The organism is Kaistia sp. SLG-1 (assembly GCF_059699055.1).
Map to the genome: position 1 here is coordinate 1,026,963 of NZ_AP048544.1, position 22,132 is coordinate 1,049,094.

General features: G+C 68.0%; 16 protein-coding genes. 9 read left to right on the plus strand and 7 right to left on the minus strand.

The window, feature by feature from the left end:
* The first annotated feature begins 44 nt into the window (after positions 1–44).
* Together AC6HZP_RS04585 and AC6HZP_RS04590 are read left to right on the plus strand one after the other, a co-directional pair.
* Positions 45–644 (plus strand): DUF2239 family protein, encoded by a 600-nt coding sequence (locus tag AC6HZP_RS04585; RefSeq protein ID WP_201402457.1) that lies wholly within the window; start codon positions 45–47, stop codon positions 642–644.
* Between the two features lie 17 nt (positions 645–661).
* On the plus strand, positions 662–2,008 hold the full coding sequence (locus AC6HZP_RS04590) for an MATE family efflux transporter (protein ID WP_497525573.1): 1,347 nt from the start codon (positions 662–664) through the stop codon (positions 2,006–2,008).
* A gap of 33 nt (positions 2,009–2,041) precedes the next feature.
* Here AC6HZP_RS04590 and AC6HZP_RS04595 read toward each other — a convergent pair whose 3' ends face one another.
* Complete coding sequence (locus tag AC6HZP_RS04595; RefSeq protein ID WP_497525574.1) at positions 2,042–3,829, minus strand: AsmA family protein; 1,788 nt, start codon at positions 3,827–3,829, stop codon at positions 2,042–2,044.
* A gap of 208 nt (positions 3,830–4,037) precedes the next feature.
* On the opposite strand from AC6HZP_RS04595, the gene AC6HZP_RS04600 reads away from it, so the two are divergent.
* Positions 4,038–6,017 (plus strand): acetoacetate--CoA ligase, encoded by a 1,980-nt coding sequence (locus tag AC6HZP_RS04600; RefSeq protein ID WP_497525575.1) that lies wholly within the window; start codon positions 4,038–4,040, stop codon positions 6,015–6,017.
* A gap of 164 nt (positions 6,018–6,181) precedes the next feature.
* Here AC6HZP_RS04600 and AC6HZP_RS04605 read toward each other — a convergent pair whose 3' ends face one another.
* The 3 genes from AC6HZP_RS04605 to AC6HZP_RS04615 form a co-directional block, all read right to left on the minus strand.
* A complete protein-coding gene (locus AC6HZP_RS04605; protein ID WP_497525576.1) occupies positions 6,182–7,867 on the minus strand; it encodes an ABC transporter permease in 1,686 nt (561 codons plus the stop codon).
* A gap of 64 nt (positions 7,868–7,931) precedes the next feature.
* Positions 7,932–8,984, minus strand: a complete 1,053-nt coding sequence (locus AC6HZP_RS04610; RefSeq protein ID WP_497525577.1) for a Fe(3+) ABC transporter substrate-binding protein — start codon at positions 8,982–8,984, stop codon at positions 7,932–7,934.
* 280 nt (positions 8,985–9,264) lie between these two features.
* Positions 9,265–10,020 carry a 16S rRNA (uracil(1498)-N(3))-methyltransferase gene (locus tag AC6HZP_RS04615; protein WP_497525578.1) on the minus strand — a complete coding sequence of 252 codons (756 nt, stop codon included), beginning with the start codon at positions 10,018–10,020 and terminating at the stop codon, positions 9,265–9,267.
* Positions 10,021–10,158: 138 nt separating this feature from the next.
* Between AC6HZP_RS04615 and xseA the strand changes: the two genes are divergently transcribed.
* Positions 10,159–11,709 carry an exodeoxyribonuclease VII large subunit gene (gene xseA, locus AC6HZP_RS04620; protein ID WP_497525579.1) on the plus strand — a complete coding sequence of 517 codons (1,551 nt, stop codon included), beginning with the start codon at positions 10,159–10,161 and terminating at the stop codon, positions 11,707–11,709.
* Positions 11,710–12,011: 302 nt separating this feature from the next.
* Here xseA and AC6HZP_RS04625 read toward each other — a convergent pair whose 3' ends face one another.
* On the minus strand, positions 12,012–13,688 hold the full coding sequence (locus AC6HZP_RS04625) for a thiamine pyrophosphate-binding protein (RefSeq protein WP_497525580.1): 1,677 nt from the start codon (positions 13,686–13,688) through the stop codon (positions 12,012–12,014).
* Between the two features lie 148 nt (positions 13,689–13,836).
* Between AC6HZP_RS04625 and AC6HZP_RS04630 the strand changes: the two genes are divergently transcribed.
* Both AC6HZP_RS04630 and AC6HZP_RS04635 read left to right on the plus strand, forming a co-directional pair.
* On the plus strand, positions 13,837–14,772 hold the full coding sequence (locus tag AC6HZP_RS04630) for a hypothetical protein (RefSeq protein ID WP_497525581.1): 936 nt from the start codon (positions 13,837–13,839) through the stop codon (positions 14,770–14,772).
* Positions 14,773–14,872: 100 nt separating this feature from the next.
* Positions 14,873–15,211, plus strand: a complete 339-nt coding sequence (locus AC6HZP_RS04635) for a hypothetical protein (protein ID WP_497525582.1) — start codon at positions 14,873–14,875, stop codon at positions 15,209–15,211.
* Positions 15,212–15,295: 84 nt separating this feature from the next.
* Here AC6HZP_RS04635 and AC6HZP_RS04640 read toward each other — a convergent pair whose 3' ends face one another.
* Positions 15,296–17,731: a beta-mannosidase gene (locus AC6HZP_RS04640; RefSeq protein ID WP_497525583.1), complete on the minus strand. Its 2,436-nt coding sequence runs from the start codon at positions 17,729–17,731 to the stop codon at positions 15,296–15,298.
* 232 nt (positions 17,732–17,963) lie between these two features.
* On the opposite strand from AC6HZP_RS04640, the gene tal reads away from it, so the two are divergent.
* The gene (gene tal, locus AC6HZP_RS04645; protein ID WP_201402469.1) at positions 17,964–18,935 is read left to right on the plus strand and encodes a transaldolase; all 972 of its coding nucleotides are present in this window, start codon (positions 17,964–17,966) and stop codon (positions 18,933–18,935) included.
* A gap of 268 nt (positions 18,936–19,203) precedes the next feature.
* Here the strand turns inward: tal and AC6HZP_RS04650 are convergent, their stop codons facing one another.
* Positions 19,204–19,917 carry a GntR family transcriptional regulator gene (locus tag AC6HZP_RS04650; RefSeq protein WP_497525584.1) on the minus strand — a complete coding sequence of 238 codons (714 nt, stop codon included), beginning with the start codon at positions 19,915–19,917 and terminating at the stop codon, positions 19,204–19,206.
* A gap of 143 nt (positions 19,918–20,060) precedes the next feature.
* Between AC6HZP_RS04650 and AC6HZP_RS04655 the strand changes: the two genes are divergently transcribed.
* Both AC6HZP_RS04655 and AC6HZP_RS04660 read left to right on the plus strand, forming a co-directional pair.
* Positions 20,061–20,993, plus strand: coding sequence for a dihydrodipicolinate synthase family protein (locus AC6HZP_RS04655; RefSeq protein ID WP_497525585.1), 933 nt, complete (start codon positions 20,061–20,063; stop codon positions 20,991–20,993).
* A gap of 47 nt (positions 20,994–21,040) precedes the next feature.
* Positions 21,041–22,057, plus strand: coding sequence for a 4-hydroxyproline epimerase (locus AC6HZP_RS04660; RefSeq protein WP_497525586.1), 1,017 nt, complete (start codon positions 21,041–21,043; stop codon positions 22,055–22,057).
* The last annotated feature ends 75 nt before the right edge of the window (positions 22,058–22,132 follow it).

A 22,132-nucleotide genomic window follows, 5' to 3' on the forward strand; every position in this document is an offset into this window, starting at 1 on the left:
TTCTATCCGGGTAATTTAAGGCCTCTGCGACAGAGGACATCACGATGAGCGTGGCCAGGACCATCTATTGCACGGCCTTCCAGGGCCTGACGCGGATTGCCTCCGGCGTCCTGCCGGAGGTCGCGCTGAAGAGCAAGGCCGCGATGGAGCAGGGCGGCGAGCCCGTCCTGCTGTTCGACGACGAGACCAGCCGGCCGATCGAGGTCGATTTTCGCGGCTCGCCCGAGGAAGTCCTGGAGCGGCTGAACCAGCCGCCGGCCGAACCCGGCGAGGCGGCCGAGGCCGTGGCGCCGGCGCGCGGCCCGGGCCGGCCGAAGCTCGGCGTCGTCGCGCGCGAGGTCACGCTGCTGCCGCGCCACTGGGCGTGGCTGACGGCTCAGCCAGGCGGCGCCTCGGTGACGCTGCGGCGGCTGGTCGACGAGGCGCGGCGCGCCTCGGAGGGGATCGATCGCATGCGCCAGGCGCGCGAGGCGACGCTGCTCTTCATGACGGCGATGGCCGGCAACCTGCCGCATTACGAGGACGCGACGCGCGCGCTTTTCGCCGGCGATCGGGCCCGTTTCGGGCAACTGATCGAGGCCTGGCCGGTTGACGTCAGGGATCACACCGAAAAGCTCGCCGGCCCCGCCTTCGAAACCGCCTGATCCCCTCGGAGATTGAAATGTCGCTGCCGCCGCTGTGGAGGGCGTTCCTCGTCTTCCTGGGGCCGATGATCCTCAGCAACGTGCTGCAGGCGCTGTCGGGCACGCTCAACAACATCTATCTCGGCCAGATGATCGGCGTCGGCGCGCTCGCTTCCGTCGCCGCCTTCTTCCCGATCCTGTTCCTGTTCATCTCCTTCACCATCGGCCTGGGCGCCGGCGCCTCGGTGCTGATCGGCCAGGCCTATGGCGCGCAGAAGCTGGAGACGGTGAAGGCCGTCGCCGGCACCGTGCTGACGGTGTCGATGCTCTTCGGCGCGCTGGTGGCGGTGTTTGGCGGCGCCTTCACCGCGCCGGTGCTGAAATTCGTCGGCACGCCGGCCGACATCCTGCCGGATGCGACGGCCTATGCCCGCATCATGCTGATCGCCATGCCGGGCCTGTTCGTCTTCCTGCTGATGACGTCGATGATGCGCGGCGTCGGCGATACGGTGACGCCGCTCTATGCGCTGGCGATCTCGACCGCGACGGGACTTCTCGTCACGCCGGCGCTGATCCGCGGCTGGTTCGGCCTGCCGAAGCTCGGCGTCGTCAGCGGCGCCTATGCCTCGATCTTCTCCTTCCTGGTGGCGCTCGCCTGGCTCGCCGTGCACATGCGGCGACGCAACCATCCGCTGGCGCCGGATGCCGTGCTGATCCGGCATCTCCGCATCGACTGGAAGCTGCTGCGCAATGTCCTGAAGATCGGCATTCCGTCCGGCGTCCAGCTCGTCCTCGTTTCGCTGGCGGAGATCGCCGTGCTGGCGCTGGTCAATTCCTTCGGCTCGGACGCGACCGCCGCCTATGGCACCGTCAACATGGTGATCAACTACGTGCAGTTCCCGGCGATCTCGGTCGCCATCACCGTGTCGATCCTGGGCGCGCAGGCGATCGGCGCCGGCCGGGTCGAGACGCTGGGCGTCATCACCAAGACCGGCCTTCAGCTGACCCTGATCATCACCGGCAGCCTGATCGCGCTCTGCTACCTGTTCTCGCGCACGCTGATCGGCTTCTTCATCACCTCGGAGCCGGTGATCGAGCTGGCGCAGACGCTGCTGCACATCGTGCTCTGGGGCTACATCCTCTTCGGCATGTCGAGCGTGCTCGCCGGCGTCATGCGGGCGAGCGGTACGGTTCTGGTGCCGACCCTGATCTCGATCGTGGCGATCGTCCTCGTCGAGGTGCCGGTGGCGTACGGACTGTCGGGCATCTACGGCATCAACGGCGTCTGGGCGGCCTATCCGATCGCCTACATCGTCATGCTGGCCCTGCAGGCGAGCTACTACCAGTTCGTCTGGCGCAAGAAGACGATCCGCCGGATGGTGTGACGGCTCCGCCGCCGTCCGCCGCTTGGGAAGCGATCAGTCGGGCAGGGGAGACGGCACGAGGCTGTCGCTGCTGCCGCTCCGGCGGGCGATGCCGCTGAAGTCGGGCACCAGGGTCGGATGGTCCCAGCTGCCGCCGATCACGAAGGGCACGTTGATCGACGTGCTCGCTGCGCCGGTGCTGCGCTCGATGGCGAGATCGCCGCGCGCGCTGATCGTCGGGACCTGCAGCGGCGCTTCGCCCGAGAGGTCGATGGTGTAGCCACTGCCCTTCACCACGATCGACGAGGCGGTGACCCGGTCCGCGTCGACGGTAAAGCTGCCGTCGGCCTGCGTGAACTTGGTGGAACCGCCGAGGAGATTGCCGCTGATGATGCCGTCGGCGGTGATCTTCTGCGACAGTGCGCCGATGTTCACGCCATCGAACGTGCCGTCGCTGATCGTCGCGCGCCCGCCGCCGGAAAGCGACGCCATCAGGCCGTTCCAGCTGGTGCCGTGCGCCGAGAGATTGACCGTGCCGCTGCCGGTGCCGTCGATGTGGCTGATGCCGAAGAGGTCGGAGAGCGCGGCGCGGACCGGCAGGCCGTCGACGCGGCCCTGCAGCGAGGTCGACGCGGCTTCATCCTTGAGCGAGGCGGAAAGGCTGGCCGACAGGCGGCCGCCATAGAGCTGCGCCTCGCCGACCGATAGCGTCAGCCGGTCGTCGCGGATCGTCGCCGAGGCCGCCGTGCGGCCGAGCCGGGCGCTGCCGAGCAGCACCTGCGAGGCCGAGACGCGGAGATCGACGTCGCCCTCGTTGAGCGCGCTGACCGGGAAGGGCTGGTCGGGCGCGGCGCGTGCCGCCGACACGGCGCTGGCCAGCGCCTCGGCATAGGCGGAAAGATCGAGGCTCTCGAAGGCGAGCGTGCCCTGGACCGCCGGACGCGCCTTGGCGAAGCCGATCGACAGCACGCCCTCGCCGTCATTGCCGTCGACGCTGATCTTGGCGTCGGCGAAGGTCAGCGTGTTGAGCGCGAGGCTCGCCTGCGATTCGATCGAGGCGCTGCCGAGCGTCGAGCCCTCTTCCATCGGCATGTCGAACAGGCCGGCGAGGCGGCGGATCGACGGCGTCGTCACCGTCAGCTGTCCCTCGCCCTCGGGCTGGATCAGGTTGCGAACCGTGCCGTTGAACGAAGCGCGCAGCGGCGTCGAGGCGACGGCGAAGCGCAATGTCGAGCGGTTGCCGGCGACGAGGTCGAGCGGCGCGCCGACCGAACCGTTGAAATCGAAGGTCTCTTCCTGCCAGGTCGCGCTGCCCTTGACGCTCGCCGTCGTGCTCGGATCCGGCCAGTTCAGGTCTGCGTTGACGCGGGAAAGCACCACTTCCGGCCGGTCGGCGGCGACGTAGTGGATGGTGCCCGCGCGGATGATCAGCCGGCCGAGCTCGGACTCGCCGAGCAGGGAGCGCGGCAGGGTCCAGTTCGGCGTGCCCTTGGCGTCGACGGCGAAACGGAAGACCGGCTTCTCGAGCTCCAGCGCCGACGGCCGGACATGACCGATGAAGAGCGGCAGCAGGCCGAGCTCCGCCCTCAGCGAATCCATCACGACGAGCGGCTGCGCATCCTGTCCCGAGCCGATCCGCACCTTCTGGAACGTGACGACCGGATAGGGCCGGAAGGAAACGGTCGGCGTTCCTTCGAAGGTCAGCGTCTTCCCGCTCCAGCCCGCGACTTCGCGCGTGATGGAGCGGCGAACCGCCTCGATGGTGACGAGCTTGGGCGCGATCAGCACGAAGCCGACGCAAATGACCAGAATCGTCAGGATGGCTAGCAGGATTTTTTTCATAGGACCCGGTGACGACTGCCCCTGACGTTTCGGAAGCTGTTACGGCCAACCGGCTTCCCGATAGGCAGAAATCCGCGATTTCGCAAGGCTTTTCTCTGCCGCGCCGGTGCGGTTTCGAGCGTGACTCGGGGATTTGCTGCGGATATCCATGGGCTGTCGACGCATTTTTTGCCGCACTGCAACCATTCTGGGGAGGACCGTTGCCGCCATGACGCCCGAGACCGCCGACGAAGTCATCGACCAGCCCCTCTGGACGCCGTCGGCGGCCCGCATGGCGGCGCATCCGATGACGCGGTTCCGGGAGCGCGCCGCGGAGCGGTCCGGGCGCGCCTTGCCCGACCATGACGCGCTGCATCGCTGGTCGATCGAGGATCGCGCCGGGTTCTGGGATCTGGTCTGGGACTTTGGTGGCGTCGTCGGCGACAAGGGCGAGCGGCGGCTCGTCGACGGCAACCTTATGCCGGGCGCGCGCTTCTTCCCCGACGCGACGCTGAATTTCGCGGAAAACCTGCTGAAGAAGACGGGCGCAGGCGACGCGCTGGTGTTCTGGGGCGAGGAGCGGGTGAAGCGCCGGCTCTCCTGGGACGATCTTCACGCGCTGGTCTCAAAGCTGCAGCAGGCGCTCGTCGCCGCCGGCGTCAAGCCCGGCGACCGCGTCGCCGCCATGATGCCGAACATGCCGGAGACGATCGCTGCCATGCTGGCGACCGCCTCGATCGGCGCGGTCTGGTCGTCCTGCTCGCCGGATTTCGGCCCGCGCGGCGTGCTCGATCGTTTCGGCCAGATCGAGCCGACCGTGTTCATCGCCTGTGACGGCTATTACTACGCGGGCAAGACGATCGACATCTCGCCCAAGCTCGCCGAGATCGTCCCAAGCCTGCCCACGGTCCGGGCGACGGTGATCGTGCCCTATATCGGCACCGCCGCCGCCACCGCCGCGAAGCTCCCGCATGGCGTCGCGCTGGAGGATTTCGTCGCACCGTTCGCCGCGAAGCCGGTCGCCTTCACGCCGATGCCCTTCGCCGCGCCGCTCTATGTGATGTTCTCATCCGGCACGACCGGCGTGCCGAAATGCATCGTGCACTCGGCCGGCGGCACGCTGCTGCAGCACATCAAGGAGATCCATCTCCATTGCGGCATCGGCGAGAACGACCGGCTGTTCTATTTCACCACCTGCGGCTGGATGATGTGGAACTGGCTCGCCTCCGGCCTCGCCACCGGCGCGACGCTGCTGCTCTATGACGGCTCGCCCTTCCATCCCAATGGCAACATCCTGTTCGACTATGCCGACGCCGAGCGGATGACGATGCTCGGCACCTCGGCCAAGTTCCTCGACGCCGTGCACAAGGCAGGGCTCCGGCCGATCGAGACGCACGATTTGTCGTCGCTCCAGATGATGACCTCGACCGGCTCGCCGCTGGCGCCGGAGAGCTTCTCCTTCGTCTATGAAGGCATCAAGCGCGACATCCATTTGGCCTCGATCTCGGGCGGTACCGACATCGTCTCCTGCTTCGTGCTCGGCATTCCCGGCAAGCCGGTCTGGAAGGGCGAGATCCAGGGGCCGGGCCTCGGCCTCGCCGTCGACGTCTGGGACGAGGACGGCAAGCCGATTACCGAGGGCAAGGGCGAGCTGGTCTGCCGTCTCGCCTTTCCCTCGATGCCGATCGGCTTCTGGAACGATGCCGACGGCAGCCGCTATCACGCCGCCTATTTCGACCGCTTCGCCAATGTCTGGTGCCATGGCGACTTCGCCGAATGGACCACGCATGGCGGCCTGATCATCCATGGCCGCTCCGACGCGACGCTCAATCCGGGCGGCGTGCGCATCGGCACGGCCGAGATCTACAACCAGGTCGAACCGATCCCCGAAGTGCTGGAGGCGCTGGCGATCGGCCAGGATTTTGACAATGACGTCCGCGTCGTGCTGTTCGTGCGGCTGCGCGACGGCGCCATCCTCGACGCGGCGCTCGAGAAGACGATCCGCGACCGCATCCGCAGCGGGGCCTCGCCGCGCCACGTCCCGGCGAAGATCCTCGCCGTCGCCGACATCCCGCGCACCAAGTCCGGCAAGATCGTCGAGCTCGCCGTGCGCGAGATCGTGCATGGCCGCCCGGTGAAGAACCAGGAGGCCCTCGCCAACCCCGAGGCGCTGGCGCTCTTCCGCGATCGCCCCGAGCTGGCGGTCTAGAGGAAAGAAAGACCCTCACCCTGACCCTCTCCCGCGGGCGGGAGAGGGGGCGCGCTCGATCGCTGTGCTTATCCTGAAAACTTGAACTCGGCCTTGACGATCCGCCGGCCAAAAAGCCCTCGCCCGCTTGCGGGAGAGGGTTGGGTGAGGGTCTTCCTTCTTCGTCAGCCCACCACCGGCCGCCGCCGATCCCGCATCCCGGCGCGGGCGAGCAGGGCTACCGGCAGCATGCCGATGACGACGATGACGAGCGCGGCGATCGCGCCGTCCTCATAGGTGCCGCGCGCCGCCTCGCCATAGACGTAAGTGGCGAGCGTCTCGAAGTTGAACGGCCGCAGCAGCAGCGTTGCCGGCAGTTCCTTCATGCAGTCGACGAAGACGAGCAGGCCGGCGGCGGCGAGCGCCGGCGACAGCAGCGGCACGTGGATGCCGCCCATCAGCCGGGCGGGGCCGGCGCCGAGGCTGTGCGCCGCCATGTCGATCGAGGGCGAGATGCGCGTGAAGCCCGCCTCGATGCCGCCGATCGAGATCGCCATGAAGCGCAGGCAATAGGCGAGGATCAGCGCCGCGCCGGAACTCATCAGGATCAGGCCCGGCGAGCGGCCCCAGATGCCCTTCACCAACTCGGCGATCCAGTTGTCGAGGCCGGCGATCGGCACCAGCAGGCCGACGGCGAGCACCGTGCCCGGAATGGCGTAGCCGATGCCGGAGAGGCGGATCAGGCCGTGCAGCGTCTTTCGCCGCGACATGCGGCCGGCGGTTGCGAGGAACAGGCCGATGGCGACGGTGAGGATCGCGGCGATGGCGGCGAAGAGCAGGCTGTTGCCGGTCCAGATCCAGAGCTCCGCCGGCAGGCCGCCGAGCTTGACCCGCCGCCAGGCCGAGACGACGAGATAGCTCGCCGGCACGACGAAACCGAACAGGATTGGCGCCGCGCAGGCCAGCGTGGCCGAAAAACCAGCTAGGCCGGTGAGCGGCTGCGGCATGGCCGGCTTGTTGCCGCGCGGGCCCGAATAATTCATGCCGCGCCGCCCGAGCCGCTCGATCACCACCAACGCGAAGACGATGGCCAGCATGACCAGGGCGATCTGCGCGGCTCCCTCGATCGACGAGCGCGTCACCCAGGTGGTGTAGATCGCGACGGTCAGCGTGCGCACGCCGAGGAATTCCGAGGCGCCGATGTCGTTCAGCGCCTCCATCAGCGCCAGGCTGACGCCGACGGCGACCGCCGGGCGCGCCAGCGGCAGCGCCACGGTGCGGAAGGCGCGGAAGCGGCTGGCGCCCAGCGTCCGCGACGCCTCCAGCATCGAGGCCGACTGCATGACGAACAGCGCCCGCACCGGCAGGTAGACATAGGGGTAGAGGATGAAGCCGAGCAGCAGGATCGCGCCGCCGAGCGAGCGTATGTCGGGAAAGGGCAGGCCGCGCGGATCGGTGATGCCGAAGAGGTTGCGCAGGCCCGTCTGCAGCGGCCCGACCGGGTGCACCACGTCGAGATAGGCATAGGCCATGACGTAGCTCGGCACCGACAGCGGCAGCAGCAGCGCCCATTCGAACAGGCGGCGGCCGGGGAAGCGGTAGGCCGTCACCAGCCAGGCCGTGCCGATGCCGATGACGGTGACGAGGATGCCGACGCCCGCGAGCAGAAGCGCCGTGGTCCGCGCCGCGACCGGCAGCACATTGGCGATCAGGTGCGGCCAGAGCGTGCCGGAGCCGCGCGCGGCGAAGAAGACGAGGCCGAAGATCGGCGCCAGCGCGACGAGCGCCACGAGGCCGCCGCCGACCAGCCAAAGCCGGTCGGAGCGGGCGGGACGCCGTGTCGCGCGGCGCGCAATCGCGGAAGCGGTCATGCCCCGGAGGATCCGGGGCATGCGAGGACGGGCGATGAGCCTGCCGGATGCGGCATGCGGCCGATCAGCCGTCGAAACCGACGACGTCGACCAGCTCGCTCGCCTGCTTGCGCTCCTTGGCGACCGAGGTCAGCGGCAGCGGATCGACCGTCAGCGTGCCGAGCTCGGCGATGATCGGGTCGGCGGCGACGCCGGCGCGGACCGGATATTCGAAGTTCGCCTTGGCGTAGATTTCCTGGGCCGGCTCGGAGGCGAGGAATTCCAGCAGCTTGATGGCGTTCTCCTTGTTCGGGGCGTTCTTGGCGACGGCTGCGCCCGAAACGTTCACATGCGTGCCCGCCTTGTCCTTGAAGGTTGGCAGGATGACGCGGATGGCGTTGCCCCATTCGACCTGCTCGGGGCCGCCCTTGCCGGAGCGCATCAGGCCGACATAGTAGGAATTGGCGACGCCGATGTCGCAGAGATTGGCGAGGATGTCGCGCGCCACGTCGCGGTCGCCGCCGCCGGCCTTGCGGGCGAGGTTTTCCTTGACGCCGCCGAGCCATTCCTTGGCCGCTGCCGGGCCGTCCTTGGCGATCACGGCCGCGATCAGCGAGGTGTTGTAGGGGTGCTGGCCCGAGCGGATGCAGACCTTGCCCTTGAAGCGCGGATCGGCGAGGTCCTCATAGGTCAGCGTCTCGTCGGTGACGCGGTCCTTCGAGGCGTAGATGACGCGGGCGCGCATCGACAGGCCGAACCACTGGCCGTCGGCGTCGCGCAGATTGGCGGGGATCGCCTCTTCCAGCACGGCCGACTGGATCGGCTGGGTCAGGCCGCGATCGGCAAGCTCGATCAGATTGCCGAAATCGACGACGGAAAGCAGGTCGGCCGGCGAATTGGCGCCTTCGGTGGCGACGCGCTCGGCGAGGCCTTCCTTGACGAAGATCACATTGGCCTTGATGCCGGTCTCTTTGCTGAAGCTGTCGAGCAGCGGCTGGATCAGGCCCGGTTCGCGGGTCGTGTAGACGTTCACCTCGCCGGAGGCTTGCACTTCGCCGGCCGCTTGGGCGGAAAGCGTGGTCGTCGCAAGCAGCGCAGCGGCGGCGGCGCCCTGGATCAGGCGGGTCAGGCTCAGCATAGTGAACTCCGTTCATTGAGGGGGCGGAACCCTGGCCGCCATCGTGTATCGGCGACCGGCGCTGGCTCCATCCCATCATCGCGAAGTGAGGTCAACCAGATGAACCGCATTTTGCTCAAAGTTAGACTGATTCTAAGGTGGAATTAGTCTATCCGGCCCAGGCTTTCCTCTTGCCGGAAAACGCCGTCATTGCTCTGGACTGTCGCCGACCGTGCTAGTCACGATTTCGTGAGCGGTCTATCCGAAAATATACAGACAAGTCCCGGCTGGTTCGTCCGGGCTAGCTCTCGATCCAGTCGCCGGCGACCGCCTGGACCAGCGCCAGCGCGGCGACGGCCGCGGTATCGGCGCGCAGGATGCGCGGCCCGAGCGGGATCGCCGTGACGAAGGGGAGGGCGTGCAGCGTCTCGCGCTCCTCCGGCGAGAAGCCGCCCTCGGGGCCGATCAGCACGGCGAGCGGGCCCTTCGGCAGCGTGCGCAGGATCGACACCGGATCGGCGCCGGTCTCGTCCTCGTCGCAGAAGATGATGCGCCGCTCGGGCTCGTCCTTCGGCCAGCGGGCAAGCAGGGCGGCGAGTGGCTCAGCCGGCGCGATCTCGGGGATCGACAGCACGCCGCATTGCTCCGCCGCCTCGATCGCGTTGGCGACGAGGCGGTCGTCGTTCAGGCGCGTCACCTGGGTGCGGCGGGTGATCACCGGCCGGATCAGCCCGGCGCCCATCTCGACCGCCTTCTGCACCATGTAGTCGAGCCGCGCCTGCTTGATCGGCGCGAACAGGTAGTGGAGCGTCGAGGGCGGCGTCTGCTCGCGCGCCAGCGCGTCGGCGGTCAGCACGGCGCCCTTGCGGCCGGCCTCGGCGAGCGTCGCCCGCCACTCTCCATCACGCCCGTTGAAAATCAACACCGGGTCACCCTCGCGCATGCGGAGGACGTTGACGAGATAGTTGGTCTGGCCCTTGTCCATGACGATGCGGGCGCCCGCGTGGAGCGGGGCATCGATGAACAGGCGTTGGGTGGTGAAATCATAGCGCGACATGCGCTTCGATAGCGCGGAGCCCGGCCGCGCCGCAAGGTGGCGCGGCTGCCGGCTTGACCGGGGCGGGCGGCGGGGGCATTCAGGACCGGCAGATACCGTCGGCACGTCTCGGCGGCATGAAGAAGGGCCGCGACCGACTTGACCGATCCCGTCCACAACGCCGGCGAATATTCCGTCTCCGAAATCTCGATGGCGCTGAAGCGCACGGTCGAGGACGCGTTCGGCTTCGTCCGCGTGCGCGGCGAAATCTCGGGCTATCGCGGGCCGCATTCCTCGGGCCATGCCTATTTCGCGCTGAAGGACGACCGCGCCAAGATCGAGGCGGTGATCTGGAAGGGCAATTTCGGCAAGCTGCGCTTCCGCCCGGAAGAGGGCATGGAGGTCATCGCCACCGGCAAGCTGACTACCTTCCCGGGCTCGTCAAAATATCAGATCGTCATCGAGTCGCTGGAACCGGCCGGCGTCGGCGCGCTGATGGCGCTGCTCGAGGAGCGCCGGCGCAAGCTCGCGGCCGAGGGCCTGTTCGACAGCGCGCGCAAGCGGCCGATCCCTTACCTGCCCCGCGTGATCGGCGTCGTCACCTCGCCGACCGGCGCTGTCATCCGCGACATCCTGCATCGCCTCGACGACCGCTTCCCTGTTCGCGTGCTGGTCTGGCCGGTGCGCGTGCAGGGCGAGACCTCGGCGGCGGAAGTGGCGGTGGCGATTGCCGGCTTCAACGCGTTGCCCGTTGGCGCCGCCATTCCGCGTCCCGACGTGCTGATCGTCGCGCGCGGCGGCGGCAGCCTGGAGGATCTCTGGGGCTTCAACGAGGAGATCGTGGTGCGCGCGGCGGCCGCCTCGTCGATCCCGCTGATCTCCGCCGTTGGCCACGAGACCGACACGACGCTGATCGATTTCGCCGCCGATCTCCGCGCCCCGACGCCGACGGGTGCTGCCGAAATGGCCGTGCCGGTGCGCTCGGAGCTGCTCGGCGCGGTGAGCGATCTCGGCCGCCGGCTCGACGGCGCCATGCTGCGCCTGGTCGAGGGACGCCGGCGCGAGCTCCGCGCCGCCGCCCGCGCCCTGCCGCGCCTCGACGACCTGCTCGCCATTCCGCGCCGCTCCTTCGACGAGCTCGCGGCCCGCATCGGCCGCGCGCTCGGCGCCAACACGCTGGCGCATCGCGGCAAGCTGGAGCGGACCGCCGGCCGCCTGTCGCCCGCCTCGCTCGACCGGCTGACCGTTCGGGCCCGCGACCGGCTCGCCGCGCTCGGCGAACGGCAGGGACGGGCGCTGGAGGTGCATGCCGAGCGCAAGCGCGCGCTTTTCGCCCGCATCGCAGGCCGTCTCCGCATCGAGCCGCTGTCGCAGCGTGTTGCGCGCGGCGCGGTGCAGATCGCCGATATCGACGGCCGTGGCGGCCGCGCGTTCATCCGCATCGTCGAGCGGAACCGCGACCGTCTCGACCGCGCCTGGCGGCTGGCCGAGACGCTCTCCTATCGCAGCGTGCTGGCGCGCGGCTTCGCGCTGGTGACGGATGCCGAGGGCAAGACGGTCCGCGCGGCGGCGCAGGTTTCGAGCGGCGAGGCGCTGACAATCGAGTTCCAGGACGGCAAGATCGGCGCCATCGCCGCCGGCGGCGCCGCCGAACCGCGCCCGAAACGCGCCGCCAAGCCAAAGCCGCCGACACAGGAGAGTTTGTTTTAGGACGCCATCCCTCGGCCCTGCCTCCGGCGTCATCGCGGGCTTGACCCGGGATCCGGTTGCCGGACAGGGCTGCTGCGGATCGGCGCCCAATTTCGCGGCTGTATGGATCCCTGCTTTCGCAGGGATGACGGAGCGGGATGGATGACGACGGAGTAGCTGCAAGGGTCTGTCGGCGGCGCACCTGCGCCCCTTTCGTTCCCTCCCCGAACGACCACGCTCAGCCGTCATCCCTGCGAAAGCAGGGATCCATTCATCCGCGTTCGCCGGGAGTTACGCTCGAAGCGGATCGGCGCAGACTGATCCTACTCCTTCAACCTCTTCCCCCGGATCTCGGCGATCGTCGCCGAGGGCGAGATGGCCTCTGGGTCGACCTTCAGGTGCAGGATCGCCGGCTTGCCGCTCGACAGCGCCCGCTCGAAGGCAGGGCCAAAATCTTCCGTTCGATCCACCGTCTCGCCATGGCCGCCATAGGCGCGGGCGAGCGCCGCGAAGTCCGGATTGGTGAGCTTCGTCGCCTCGATGCGGTCGGGATAGTTGCGCTCCTGATGTGCGCGGATCGTGCCGTACATGCCATTGTCGACGACGACGACGAGGATCGCCGCGCCCTCCTGCACCGCCGTGCCGAATTCCTGCCCCGTCATCTGGAAGCAGCCGTCGCCGGCGAAGGCAACGACGGTGCGCTCGGCAAAGCGCAGCTTGGCCGCGACCGCCGCCGGCAGGCCGTAGCCCATCGAGCCGGAGGTCGGCGCGAGCTGGGTCTTCGGACCCCGGAAGCGATGATAGCGATGCACCCAGTTGGCGTAGTTGCCGGCGCCGTTGGTGAGGACGGCATCCTTGGGCAACGCGTCCCGCAGCGTCCGCATCACCGCGCCCATCTCGACGCCGCCGACATTGCGCGGTTTCGGGTCCGACCAGTCGCGATAGGCGGCGTTGGCGGCGCGGGTCTCGCCGCTCCAGCGGATCGTCGCCGGCGGATGCACGGCCTCGAGCTGCGCGGCAAAACCGTTCGGCGTCGCGTTGATGGCGAGCGCCGGGCGATAGACGCGGCCGAGCTCCTCCGAACCGCCATGCACATGCACCAGCGTCTGCCGGGGCTCGGGAATGTCGAGCAGCGTGTAGCCGGAGGAGGGCATCTCGCTCATCCGGCCGCCGACGAGGATCAGGAGATCCGCCTCCTTGACCCGCTTTGCCAGCGCCGGGTTGATCGCGATGCCGACCTCGCCGGCGAAGTTCGGGTGCTCGTGGTCGAACAGCCCCTGCCGGCGCAGCGAGACGCCGACCGGCAGGTCGAAGCGCTCGGCGAAGCGCTGCATCGACGCGATCGCCGGGTCGCTCCAGCGCGAACCGCCGAGCACCAGCAACGGCCGCTCCGCCTTCCAGAGCAGCTTCTGCAACTGCGCCGTCTGGGTCAGGCCCGGATAGGTCTCGATCGGCTCGGACGCGCCGACCGTGGCGACGGCGGCGGTCTCGCGCAGCATGTCCTCCGGCAGCGCCAGCACCACCGGGCCGGGGCGGCCCGAGGTCGCGACATGGAAGGCGCGGGATAGGAATTCCGGGATCCGCGCCGCCTGATCGATCTCGGCCACCCATTTGACGACGTCGCCGAACATCCGCCGGTAGTCGATCTCCTGGAACGCCTCGCGCTCGCGCATCGAGCGGCCGACCTGGCCGACGAACAGGATCATCGGCGTCGAATCCTGCATCGCGACATGCAGGCCGGCGGCGGCGTTGGTGGCGCCGGGGCCGCGGGTGACGAAGCAGATGCCGGGGCGGCCGGAAAGCTTGCCCCAGGCATCCGCCATCATCGCCGCGCCGCCCTCGTGGCGGGCGACCGTGACGGGGATGGCCGAATCATGCAGCGCGTCGAGAACGGCCAGGAAGCTCTCGCCGGGCACGCAGAAGACGCGCTCGACGCCATTCGACTCCAGCGCCTCGACGAGGAGGCGGCCGCCGGTGCGGGGCGGGACGACGTCGGACATGAGGAATTCCTTGCATGGGCGGGTGTTCGGGCGGATCGCGCCGGATCGGGCGCGTCATTGGAACGGGGATGGTGGCATCAACTTCTGTTCGGCGGAAGGCGGTGTCGCTAGACTGCGTTGGGTGGGGTCAAGTCCAGGGATAAAGAGCGTGCGCAGCGGATCTGTATTCGGCAAGTCGGGCCTCGTCGGCCTGGTGGCAGCGGCGGCGATGGCGGTGTCGATCGGCGCCGTGTTCGCGCAGGAGGAGCCCGACGACGACGTCACCCAGGTCTCGCCTTATCCGACCACGGAATTCGCCGAAGGCGCGAAGGAAGCGACCGTATCCGATGGCGCCATCTCGGTGCGCGTGTTCCAGGAGCGCCGCCCCAACATCGATCCGGACGACGACGTGCCGGTGTTCCAGGTCAGCGTCGACGGCAAGATGGTGCTGGAGCATGTCGGCTCCGCTTCCGGCATGTCGGTGCCCGGCATGAGCGCCTCGATCGCCGAGATCGATCCGACCAACGACACCAAGGAAGTCTATCTCAGCAATTATACCGGCGGCGCGCATTGCTGCTCGGAGGTCGTCGTGGCCACGAAAACAGCCAAGGGCTGGGTCGCGGTGGACGTCGGCGCCTTCGACGGCGACGGCGATTATCTGCAGGACCTCGACAATGACGGCGTGGCGGAGATCGCCACGGTCGACAACCGCTTCCTCTACGCCTTCGACTGCTATGCCTGCAGCGCCGCGCCGCTGGTGATCCGGACGGTGCGCGACGGCAAGGTCGTCGACGTGACCAACGAGCCGCGTTTCGCCAAGGCGCATCGCGAATGGCTGAAGCAGCTCGAGGACGGCGCCGATCCTGACCAGCGCTGGAAGTCGCCCGGCTTCCTGGCCGGCTGGGTGGCGCAGAGTGTGCGCGCCGGCGAGGGCGAGCAGGCGTTCCAGGCTCTGAAGAAGCACTGGGACCTGAAGTCGGACGAGGGCGAAGAGGCCTGCCTGACCGGGCCGGATGTCGACAGCTGCCCCAAGAAGGATCTCAAGGTTCTGAAGTTCCCCGAACGGCTGAAGCTGTTCCTCGACCAGAACGGCTACAAGTTCTGATTTTTTTCGCATCCGGAGCGACGGAAGGGCCGCGCTCGCGCGTTAAACCGGTTGCGGGTGGTATCCGGGTGCGTTTCCGCGTCCAAAAGTGATGGGATGGATGACTATGCTTTCTCGACGTTCTCTGTTGACGGGCCTGCTGGCCGCGGCCGCTGCCGCTCCGCTGGCGACGATCGCCGCGGGCGAGGCCGAAGCGCAGTCGTGGGGTGGGCCGGGACCCGGTCCGAACGGCCGGCCGCCGCAGCCCCGCATGGAGCGCCGGCCGCCTCCGCGCCGCGGCTATGTCTGGGTGCCGGGTCACTGGCAGTGGAGCCGTGGCCGCTATGTCTGGGTCAGCGGCGGCTGGGAACGGTCCCGTCCGGGCTGGCGTCACCGCGATCCGCAGTGGGTCTGGCGCAATGGCCGCTGGGTCTTCATCCAGGGCGGCTGGTACCGCTAAAGGCTTCCTGATTTCAGGCTGGAACGGCGCGGATTTCCGCGCCGTTTTCTTTTGTGACGAAGCGCATTCCGCTGGAACCCGGCCCTACCGATACGTCCCGCGCAGGTGCTGGATCGTGAGGTCCGCCGCCGTCGGCGGGCGGTGGCCTGCCTCCGGCTTGAAGGCGACGCTGCGCGGTTCGCCCGGCAGCAGCAGGAAGCTCGCATCGTCGAAATGGCCGGGAATCCCCTCCGCCTCGGCACGGACATGAAAGGCGGGCGCGTCGCTCGAAAGCGTGAAGCGGCCGGGGCCGTCCTCGCGCACCGAGACCTTCGCCGCGGGCAGCTCGAACCGCTTCGGCACGTCCGGGAAGACGACGATCTGGCGCTCCGGCGCGGCGACGCCGTCGACCTCCGCGTCGACAACATAGAAGCGGTCCTGCGCGGCGGGCGCGGCGATCGTTGTGATTTCGACGGCGCGGTCGGGCGGCACATGGCCCTTCGCGTGCCGTTCGTCGATCAGCGTGCCGTCGAGCTGGAAGCTCCGCAGCCGCGTCGCGAGCGACACCTCGCGGTGCCGGTCGTTTATCGCGCGGACGATCAGTTCGCCGTCGTCGAGGCGGGCGGCGAGTGCGACGGGCGCGAAGAAGCGCTTGGCGTGATAATGCAGCGTCTTCCAGGCGAGCGAATGGTCGATCGACGACCAGGAGATTGACGGCCAGACGTCGTTCAACTGCCAGTAGAGCGCGCCCATCGAATGGGGCTTCAGGCTGCGCCAGTAGCGGACCGCCGTCTCGATCGCCAGCGCCTGCTGCAATTGCGACAGGTAGACGAAGCTCTCGAAGCCGGACGGCACGCGGAAATAGCGCGCCATCGTGTCGAGAATGCGCGAATTGCCGGCGCCGTCGCGCTGGTGGAACTCCATGACGGGAGAGGTGGCGTTCCAGCTCTCCGGCTCGGCGAAGGCGCGGATGCCGGTCATCGACGGGAAGGACTGGAAGCCGAACTCCGAGCAGAAGCGCGGCTTCACCGTGTAGTAGTGCTCGAAATTCTTGTTCGAGTGCCAGACGTCCCAGAAATGCAGATCGCCCGAGCGGTCGTCATGCCAGGCGTCACCATAGTCCATGTCGCCATTGCAAGGGCTCGACGGCCAGAAGCGCCGGTCGGGATCGGTGTCCTGCACCGCCTTGTCGATGACGCGGTTGAAGCGGTCGTAGTTGACGAGGTAGCGGTCGCGGTTGTTGCGCGAGATCTCGAACCAGTTGAGCGAGCCGATCACCTCGTTGTCGCCGCACCAGAGCGCGATCGACGGGCGGCTGGAGAGGCGCTGGATCTGGTAGCGCAGTTCCGCGTCGATCTCGGCCAAAAAGTCCGGCGTCGAGGGATATTGCGAGCAGGAGAACATCATGTCCTGCCAGACCAGCAGGCCGAGCCGGTCGCAGGCGTCATAGAAGGCGTCGAACTCGTAGAAGCCGCCGCCCCAGACGCGAATCATGTTCATGTTGGCTTCGACGGCAGCGGAGAGCAGCGCCTCGATGCGGCCCTTCGTGATCGCGGCGGGCAGCGCGTCGGCCGGAATCCAGTTGGCGCCCTTGGCGAAGATGTCGACGCCGTTGACGCGGAAGAACATCGAGGCGCCGACCTCGTCCTTCTCGGTCACCACCTCCAGCGTGCGAAAACCGACGCGGCGGCGGACGCTGTCGCCGGGGATGGTGACGACGGCGTCGTAGAGCGGCTGCTTGCCATGGCCGGCCGGCCACCAGAGATCCGGCGTGCCGATTTCGAGCGGGATCTCCGCCTTGCCGCCATGCTCGGCCGAGACCTTGACGGTCGCCGTCGCCGTCTTGCCGGCGAGCTCGAACGTCACGGGGAACGTCCCGTCCGCCTTGGCGGCGAGTTCGATCGCCGCGATCGCGGTCACCGTGCCGTCGGCATGGTGACGCTGGCGGATCTGCACCGCCTCGAGCCGCGCCGCCTCGTAGAAGCGCAGCACCGGCTCGGCGTAGATGCCCGCCACCATCAGGCAGGGGCCCCAGTCCCAGCCGCCATGGCATTGCGGCTTGCGAATCATGTTGAGGTCGGGAACTCGGTTGTTCGAGACGCTCCAGGGGATCGGGAAGGGCTGCTTCTTCGCCCGCGCGATCGCCTCGGCCCCGGCCGGCGCAAAGCGGATGCGGATCTCGTTCGTGCCCGGCTTCAGCGCCTCGGTGACGTCGATGCGATGGCGCAGGAAGCAGGAGCCGAGCGTCGCGATCGGCGCGTCGTTCAGGAACACCTCGGCGAAGGTATCGACGAATTCGAGCTCCAGCACGGCCCAGCGGCCGGCGAGCGCCGGGGCGCCGATCTCGAAATGGCGCCGGATCTCCCAGGTGCTCTCGCCGACCCACTGGATCTCGGCCTCGTGCATGGCGGCATAGGGGCTCGGAATCCGGCCGAGGGCGACGAGGGCGGAATGCACGTCGCCGGGAACCTGAATGGCCCCCAATGCATCCAAATCATCGTTCGAGAGTGTCCAGGAACCGGCAAGGGAATGTTTCGACATTGATGGGAACCTTGGGGCAATGCGGCCATTGGGCGGCCATCGAACGGTCAGCGTCGCCACTCCCGTTGCGGAATGCAATGCCGGAGGGCGCTACCGGGCGAATTGCACCCCAGCATTCGGTTCGCGAAGATAATTTCGCGCTTCCATTTGTCGTCCGGGATGCTCATATGCCAGGTAGAAGCGTGCCCAGTACAAGCGCGAACGCGTAGCCGTCAGATTGGAGGAGTGTCCTATGACCTCGAAACTTGATCAGCTTAAAGCCATGACCGTTGTCGTTGCCGACACCGGCGATCTCGAGGCCATCAAGACCTATCGCCCGGTCGATTGCACGACCAACCCGTCGCTCGTCCTGAAGGCAGCCGAGCTGCCGGCCTACCAGGACGTCATCGAGAGCGCGATCGCCTGGGGCCGCAAGCAGGGCGGCACGCAGGACGCCGTCGCGGCGCATGTCGCCGACCGCCTCGCCGTCGCCTTCGGCGCCGAGATGTCGAAGCTCGTCCCCGGCCGCATCTCGACCGAAGTCGACGCCGACCTCTCCTTCGACGTGGAAGGCTCGGTAAAGCGTGCGCGCGACATCATCGCCGCCTATGACGCCCTCGGCGTCCCGCGCGAAAAGATCCTCGTCAAGCTCGCCTCGACCTGGGAGGGCATCCGCGCCGCCGCGATCCTCCAGAAGGAAGGCATCGACTGCAACCTGACGCTGCTGTTCTCGCTCGCCCAGGCGGTCGCCTGCGCCGAGGCCGGCGTGTTCCTGATCTCGCCCTTCGTCGGCCGCATCCTCGACTGGCACGTCAAGGCTTCCGGCAAGACGTTCGAGCCGGAAGAGGATCCGGGTGTCCTCTCGGTCCGCCAGATCTACAGCTACTACAAGCAGCACGGCATCGAGACCGTCGTCATGGGCGCCTCCTTCCGCTCGACCGGCGAGATCGAGGCTCTGGCCGGCTGTGACCGCCTGACCATTGCGCCGGCCCTGCTCGAGAAGCTCGCCGCCGACAACGGCACGCTTGTGCGCAAGCTCGACCCGGCCAACACCGGCGAGAAGATCGCCGCCATCTCTGCCGACGAGAAGAGCTTCCGCTGGGCGATGAACGAGGACCAGATGGCGACCGAGAAGCTCTCGGAAGGCATCCGCCTGTTCGCCAAGGACCTGCGCGCGCTGCGCACGCTGATCGCCAAGCGCCTCGAGGCCGGCGTCCCGGCCTGATCGAACGCGATTTGAGACAAGAGGCCGGCCGCCCGATGGGTGGCCGGCCTTTTTTTGTTTTGGGGTTTTGTTTTCGTGGTCGTGCCGCGAAGGGGCGGCCTTCCTTCACCTCTCCCATGGGGAGAGGTCGACGGCCGAAGGCCGGCGGGTGAGGGGTTCAGCCCTATCCGGATGGTTCCCTACCCCCTCACCCGGAGCTTCGCTCCGACCTCTCCCCATGGGAGAGGTGAGGGGGCGGAGCAAATACCCGCGGACGGCGAAACGCCCCCTACAGCCCGATCTCGACGCCCGTCGTCGGGGCCAGAAAACTCTGGATCTGGCAGACGATCTGCGCCGCGTGGTCGCGGCCGAGCGTCTCGGCGCGGTCGCGGTCGCCGGCCGCGATGGCGGCGATCAGCGCCTCGTGCTCGTCGACGAATTCCTGCGGCAGGTGATCCTCGTAGGTGAGGTAATAAAGCCGGAGCAGTCGCGTGCCCTCGTTGAGGAGGCGGGCGAAGAGATCCGTGTAGTAGCGGTTGCCGCCGGCGATCGCGATGGCGAGGTGGAAGGCGCGGTTGGTCTCGATCATGCCGATGGCGTCGGAGGCGGAAACCGCGGCGACGAAATCGTTCTGGCAGGCCCTGAGCGCCGCGAGATCGGCGTCGCTCCGCCGTTCCGCCGCCAGCCGCGCTGTCACTCGGTACATCAGCATCAGCGCGTCGAGATAATCCGGCAATCCGGCATAGTCGATGATCGAGACGATGGTGTTGCGGTTCGGCAGCGTCGTCGCCAGCCCCTCCGCCACCAGCTTCACCAGCGCCTCGCGCACCGGCGTGCGCGACAGGCCGAAGCGGGCCGAGAGGCCGACCTCGTCGAGCGGGTCGCCGGGCGCGAGCGCCATGTCGAGGATGTCGCGCTTCAGCGCGTCATAGACGGCCGAGACGCCGAAGCCGCGCCGATGCGCCGTCTCGCCCGCCTCTTTCCGCTGCCCGTCCTTCGCCACCCGCCGTCCCCCTCGCTGCTCCCGACCTTATAGGGCCCGCGTTGCCAGCCTGTCGACGGCGGCCTCACCCTTGCTTGCCGCTTCGTCATGCAATGTGTATACAGATTGTACACATTTCGATCGAATCCGGACAGGAGGATGGAATGGCGAGGCCGAAGGTGAACTGGTGCGGTGTCTTTCCCGCCGTGACGACGCAGCTCCGCGCCGATTTCTCCGTCGATCTCGACGCTACCGCCCGGGTGATCGAGGCGCTGATCCGCGACGGCATTTCCGGCCTGGTGATGTGCGGCACGGTCGGCGAAAATCCGGCGCTCACCCGTTCGGAAAAGATCGCGCTTTTGGAAATGGCCAAGGCGACGGCGAGGGGACGCGTGCCGGTCCTCTCCGGCGTTGCCGAATATACGAGCGCCTTCGGCTCGGACTACGCGCGCGAGGCGGCGCGGGCGGGGATCGACGGGCTGATGGTGATGCCGGCCATGGTCTATCCGGCCAAGCCCCGCGAGACGCGCGATCATTTCGCCACCATCGCCCGCGCGACCGACCTGCCGATCATGATCTACAACAACCCGCCCTCCTACCGGACCGACGTCACGCCGGCCATGCTGGCGGAACTCGCCGACTACGAGACGATCGTCGCCTTCAAGGATTCCTCCGGCGACACGCGCCGCATCGTCGACGTCCGCAACATGACGGGCGATCGCTTCATCCCGTTCTGCGGCCTCGACGATGTCGTGCTCGAATGCGTCATGCTCGGCGCCGTCGGCTGGGTCTCCGGCATGTCCAACATCTTTCCGCGCGAGGGGGAGACCCTGTTCCGCCTGGCGCGGGCCGGCCGCTACCAGGAGGCGCTGGCGATCTACGACTGGTACATGCCGCTCCTGCATCTCGACGCCCGCGCCGATCTCGTCCAGGCGATCAAGCTCTGCGAGAAGATCGCCGGCCGCGGCACGGATCTCTGCCGCCCGCCGCGACTGGCGCTCGACGCGGCCGAGACGGCGGAGATCGAGGCGATCATGCGACAGGCGCTGGCGACCCGCCCGAACCTTCCGGATGTGGGCTTGCCGCTGGCGGCCTGACCATCGGATCATCGCGCAGCCAACGCGGCAGCAGGAGCACGGGAAGTATGGCGCGGCATACCTTCGTCTGCATCGACGGCCACACCTGCGGGAATCCCGTCCGCGTCGTCACCGGCGGCTCGATCCCGGTGCTGAAGGGCGCGACCATGTTCGACAAGCGCCAGCATTTCCTCGCCGAGTTCGACTGGATCCGGAAGTCGCTCTGCTTCGAGCCGCGCGGCCACGACATGATGTCGGGCTCGATCCTCTACCCGCCGTCGAGCGACGATTATGATGTGGCGATCCTGTTCATCGAGACCTCGGGCTGCCTGCCGATGTGCGGCCATGGCACGATCGGCACGGTGACGACGATCATCGAGCACGGCCTCGTAACGCCGAAGACGCCGGGCCTCTTGCGGCTGGAGACGCCGGCCGGCCTCGTCGAGGCGCGCTATGTCCAGAATGGACCCTATGTCGACAGCGTCACGCTCACCAACGTGCCGTCCTTCCTGCTCGGGCGGGACTACGAGGTCGAGGTGGACGGTCTCGGCGCGCTCAAGGTCGACGTCGCCTATGGCGGCAACTTTTATGCGATCGTCGAGCCGCAGCCGAACTATGCCGATCTTTCGGACTTTGAGCCCTCCGACATCGTCCGGCTTTCGCCAAAACTGCGCGCCGCCTTCAATGCACGGCACAGCATCGTGCATCCGGAAAACCCGGCGCTGGACAGGCTCACCCATGTGCTCTGGACCGGCCGGCCGAAGAACCCGGGCTCCTCTGCGCGCAACGCCGTCTTCTATGGCGACAAGGCGATCGATCGCTCGCCCTGCGGCACCGGCACCTCGGCCCGCCTCGCGCAGCTCTTCGCCACGGGACGCCTCAAGGAGGGCGAGGCCTTCGTGCATGAGAGTATCATCGGCTCGACCTTCACCGGCCGCGTCGCCGGCGCCACGACGGTCGGCGGGCTGCCGGCCATCATCCCGACGATCGAGGGCTGGGCGCGGGTGACCGGCTACAACACGATCTTCGTCGACGATCGCGACCCGTTCTGGGCCGGCTTCCAGGTCGTCGACGGGGCCGGGTAGGGGGCGACCCTGCCAAGAAGTGTGATGTCGGCTGCATCGGGATCGTAGCGGCGGTCGGTCGGCTCGGCTAAAACG

Coding starts and splice junctions, on each gene's coding strand:
- AC6HZP_RS04610 (WP_497525577.1), bottom strand. CDS start 8,984: ATGCTGAGCCTGACCCGCCTGATCCAGGGCGCCGCCGCCGCTGCGCTG.
- AC6HZP_RS04615 (WP_497525578.1), bottom strand. CDS start 10,020: ATGTCGCGCTATGATTTCACCACCCAACGCCTGTTCATCGATGCCCCG.
- AC6HZP_RS04625 (WP_497525580.1), bottom strand. CDS start 13,688: ATGTCCGACGTCGTCCCGCCCCGCACCGGCGGCCGCCTCCTCGTCGAG.
- AC6HZP_RS04605 (WP_497525576.1), bottom strand. CDS start 7,867: ATGACCGCTTCCGCGATTGCGCGCCGCGCGACACGGCGTCCCGCCCGC.
- AC6HZP_RS04590 (WP_497525573.1), top strand. CDS start 662: ATGTCGCTGCCGCCGCTGTGGAGGGCGTTCCTCGTCTTCCTGGGGCCG.
- AC6HZP_RS04660 (WP_497525586.1), top strand. CDS start 21,041: ATGGCGCGGCATACCTTCGTCTGCATCGACGGCCACACCTGCGGGAAT.
- AC6HZP_RS04655 (WP_497525585.1), top strand. CDS start 20,061: ATGGCGAGGCCGAAGGTGAACTGGTGCGGTGTCTTTCCCGCCGTGACG.
- AC6HZP_RS04640 (WP_497525583.1), bottom strand. CDS start 17,731: ATGTCGAAACATTCCCTTGCCGGTTCCTGGACACTCTCGAACGATGAT.
- AC6HZP_RS04585 (WP_201402457.1), top strand. CDS start 45: ATGAGCGTGGCCAGGACCATCTATTGCACGGCCTTCCAGGGCCTGACG.
- AC6HZP_RS04600 (WP_497525575.1), top strand. CDS start 4,038: ATGACGCCCGAGACCGCCGACGAAGTCATCGACCAGCCCCTCTGGACG.
- AC6HZP_RS04595 (WP_497525574.1), bottom strand. CDS start 3,829: ATGAAAAAAATCCTGCTAGCCATCCTGACGATTCTGGTCATTTGCGTC.
- AC6HZP_RS04635 (WP_497525582.1), top strand. CDS start 14,873: ATGACTATGCTTTCTCGACGTTCTCTGTTGACGGGCCTGCTGGCCGCG.
- tal (WP_201402469.1), top strand. CDS start 17,964: ATGACCTCGAAACTTGATCAGCTTAAAGCCATGACCGTTGTCGTTGCC.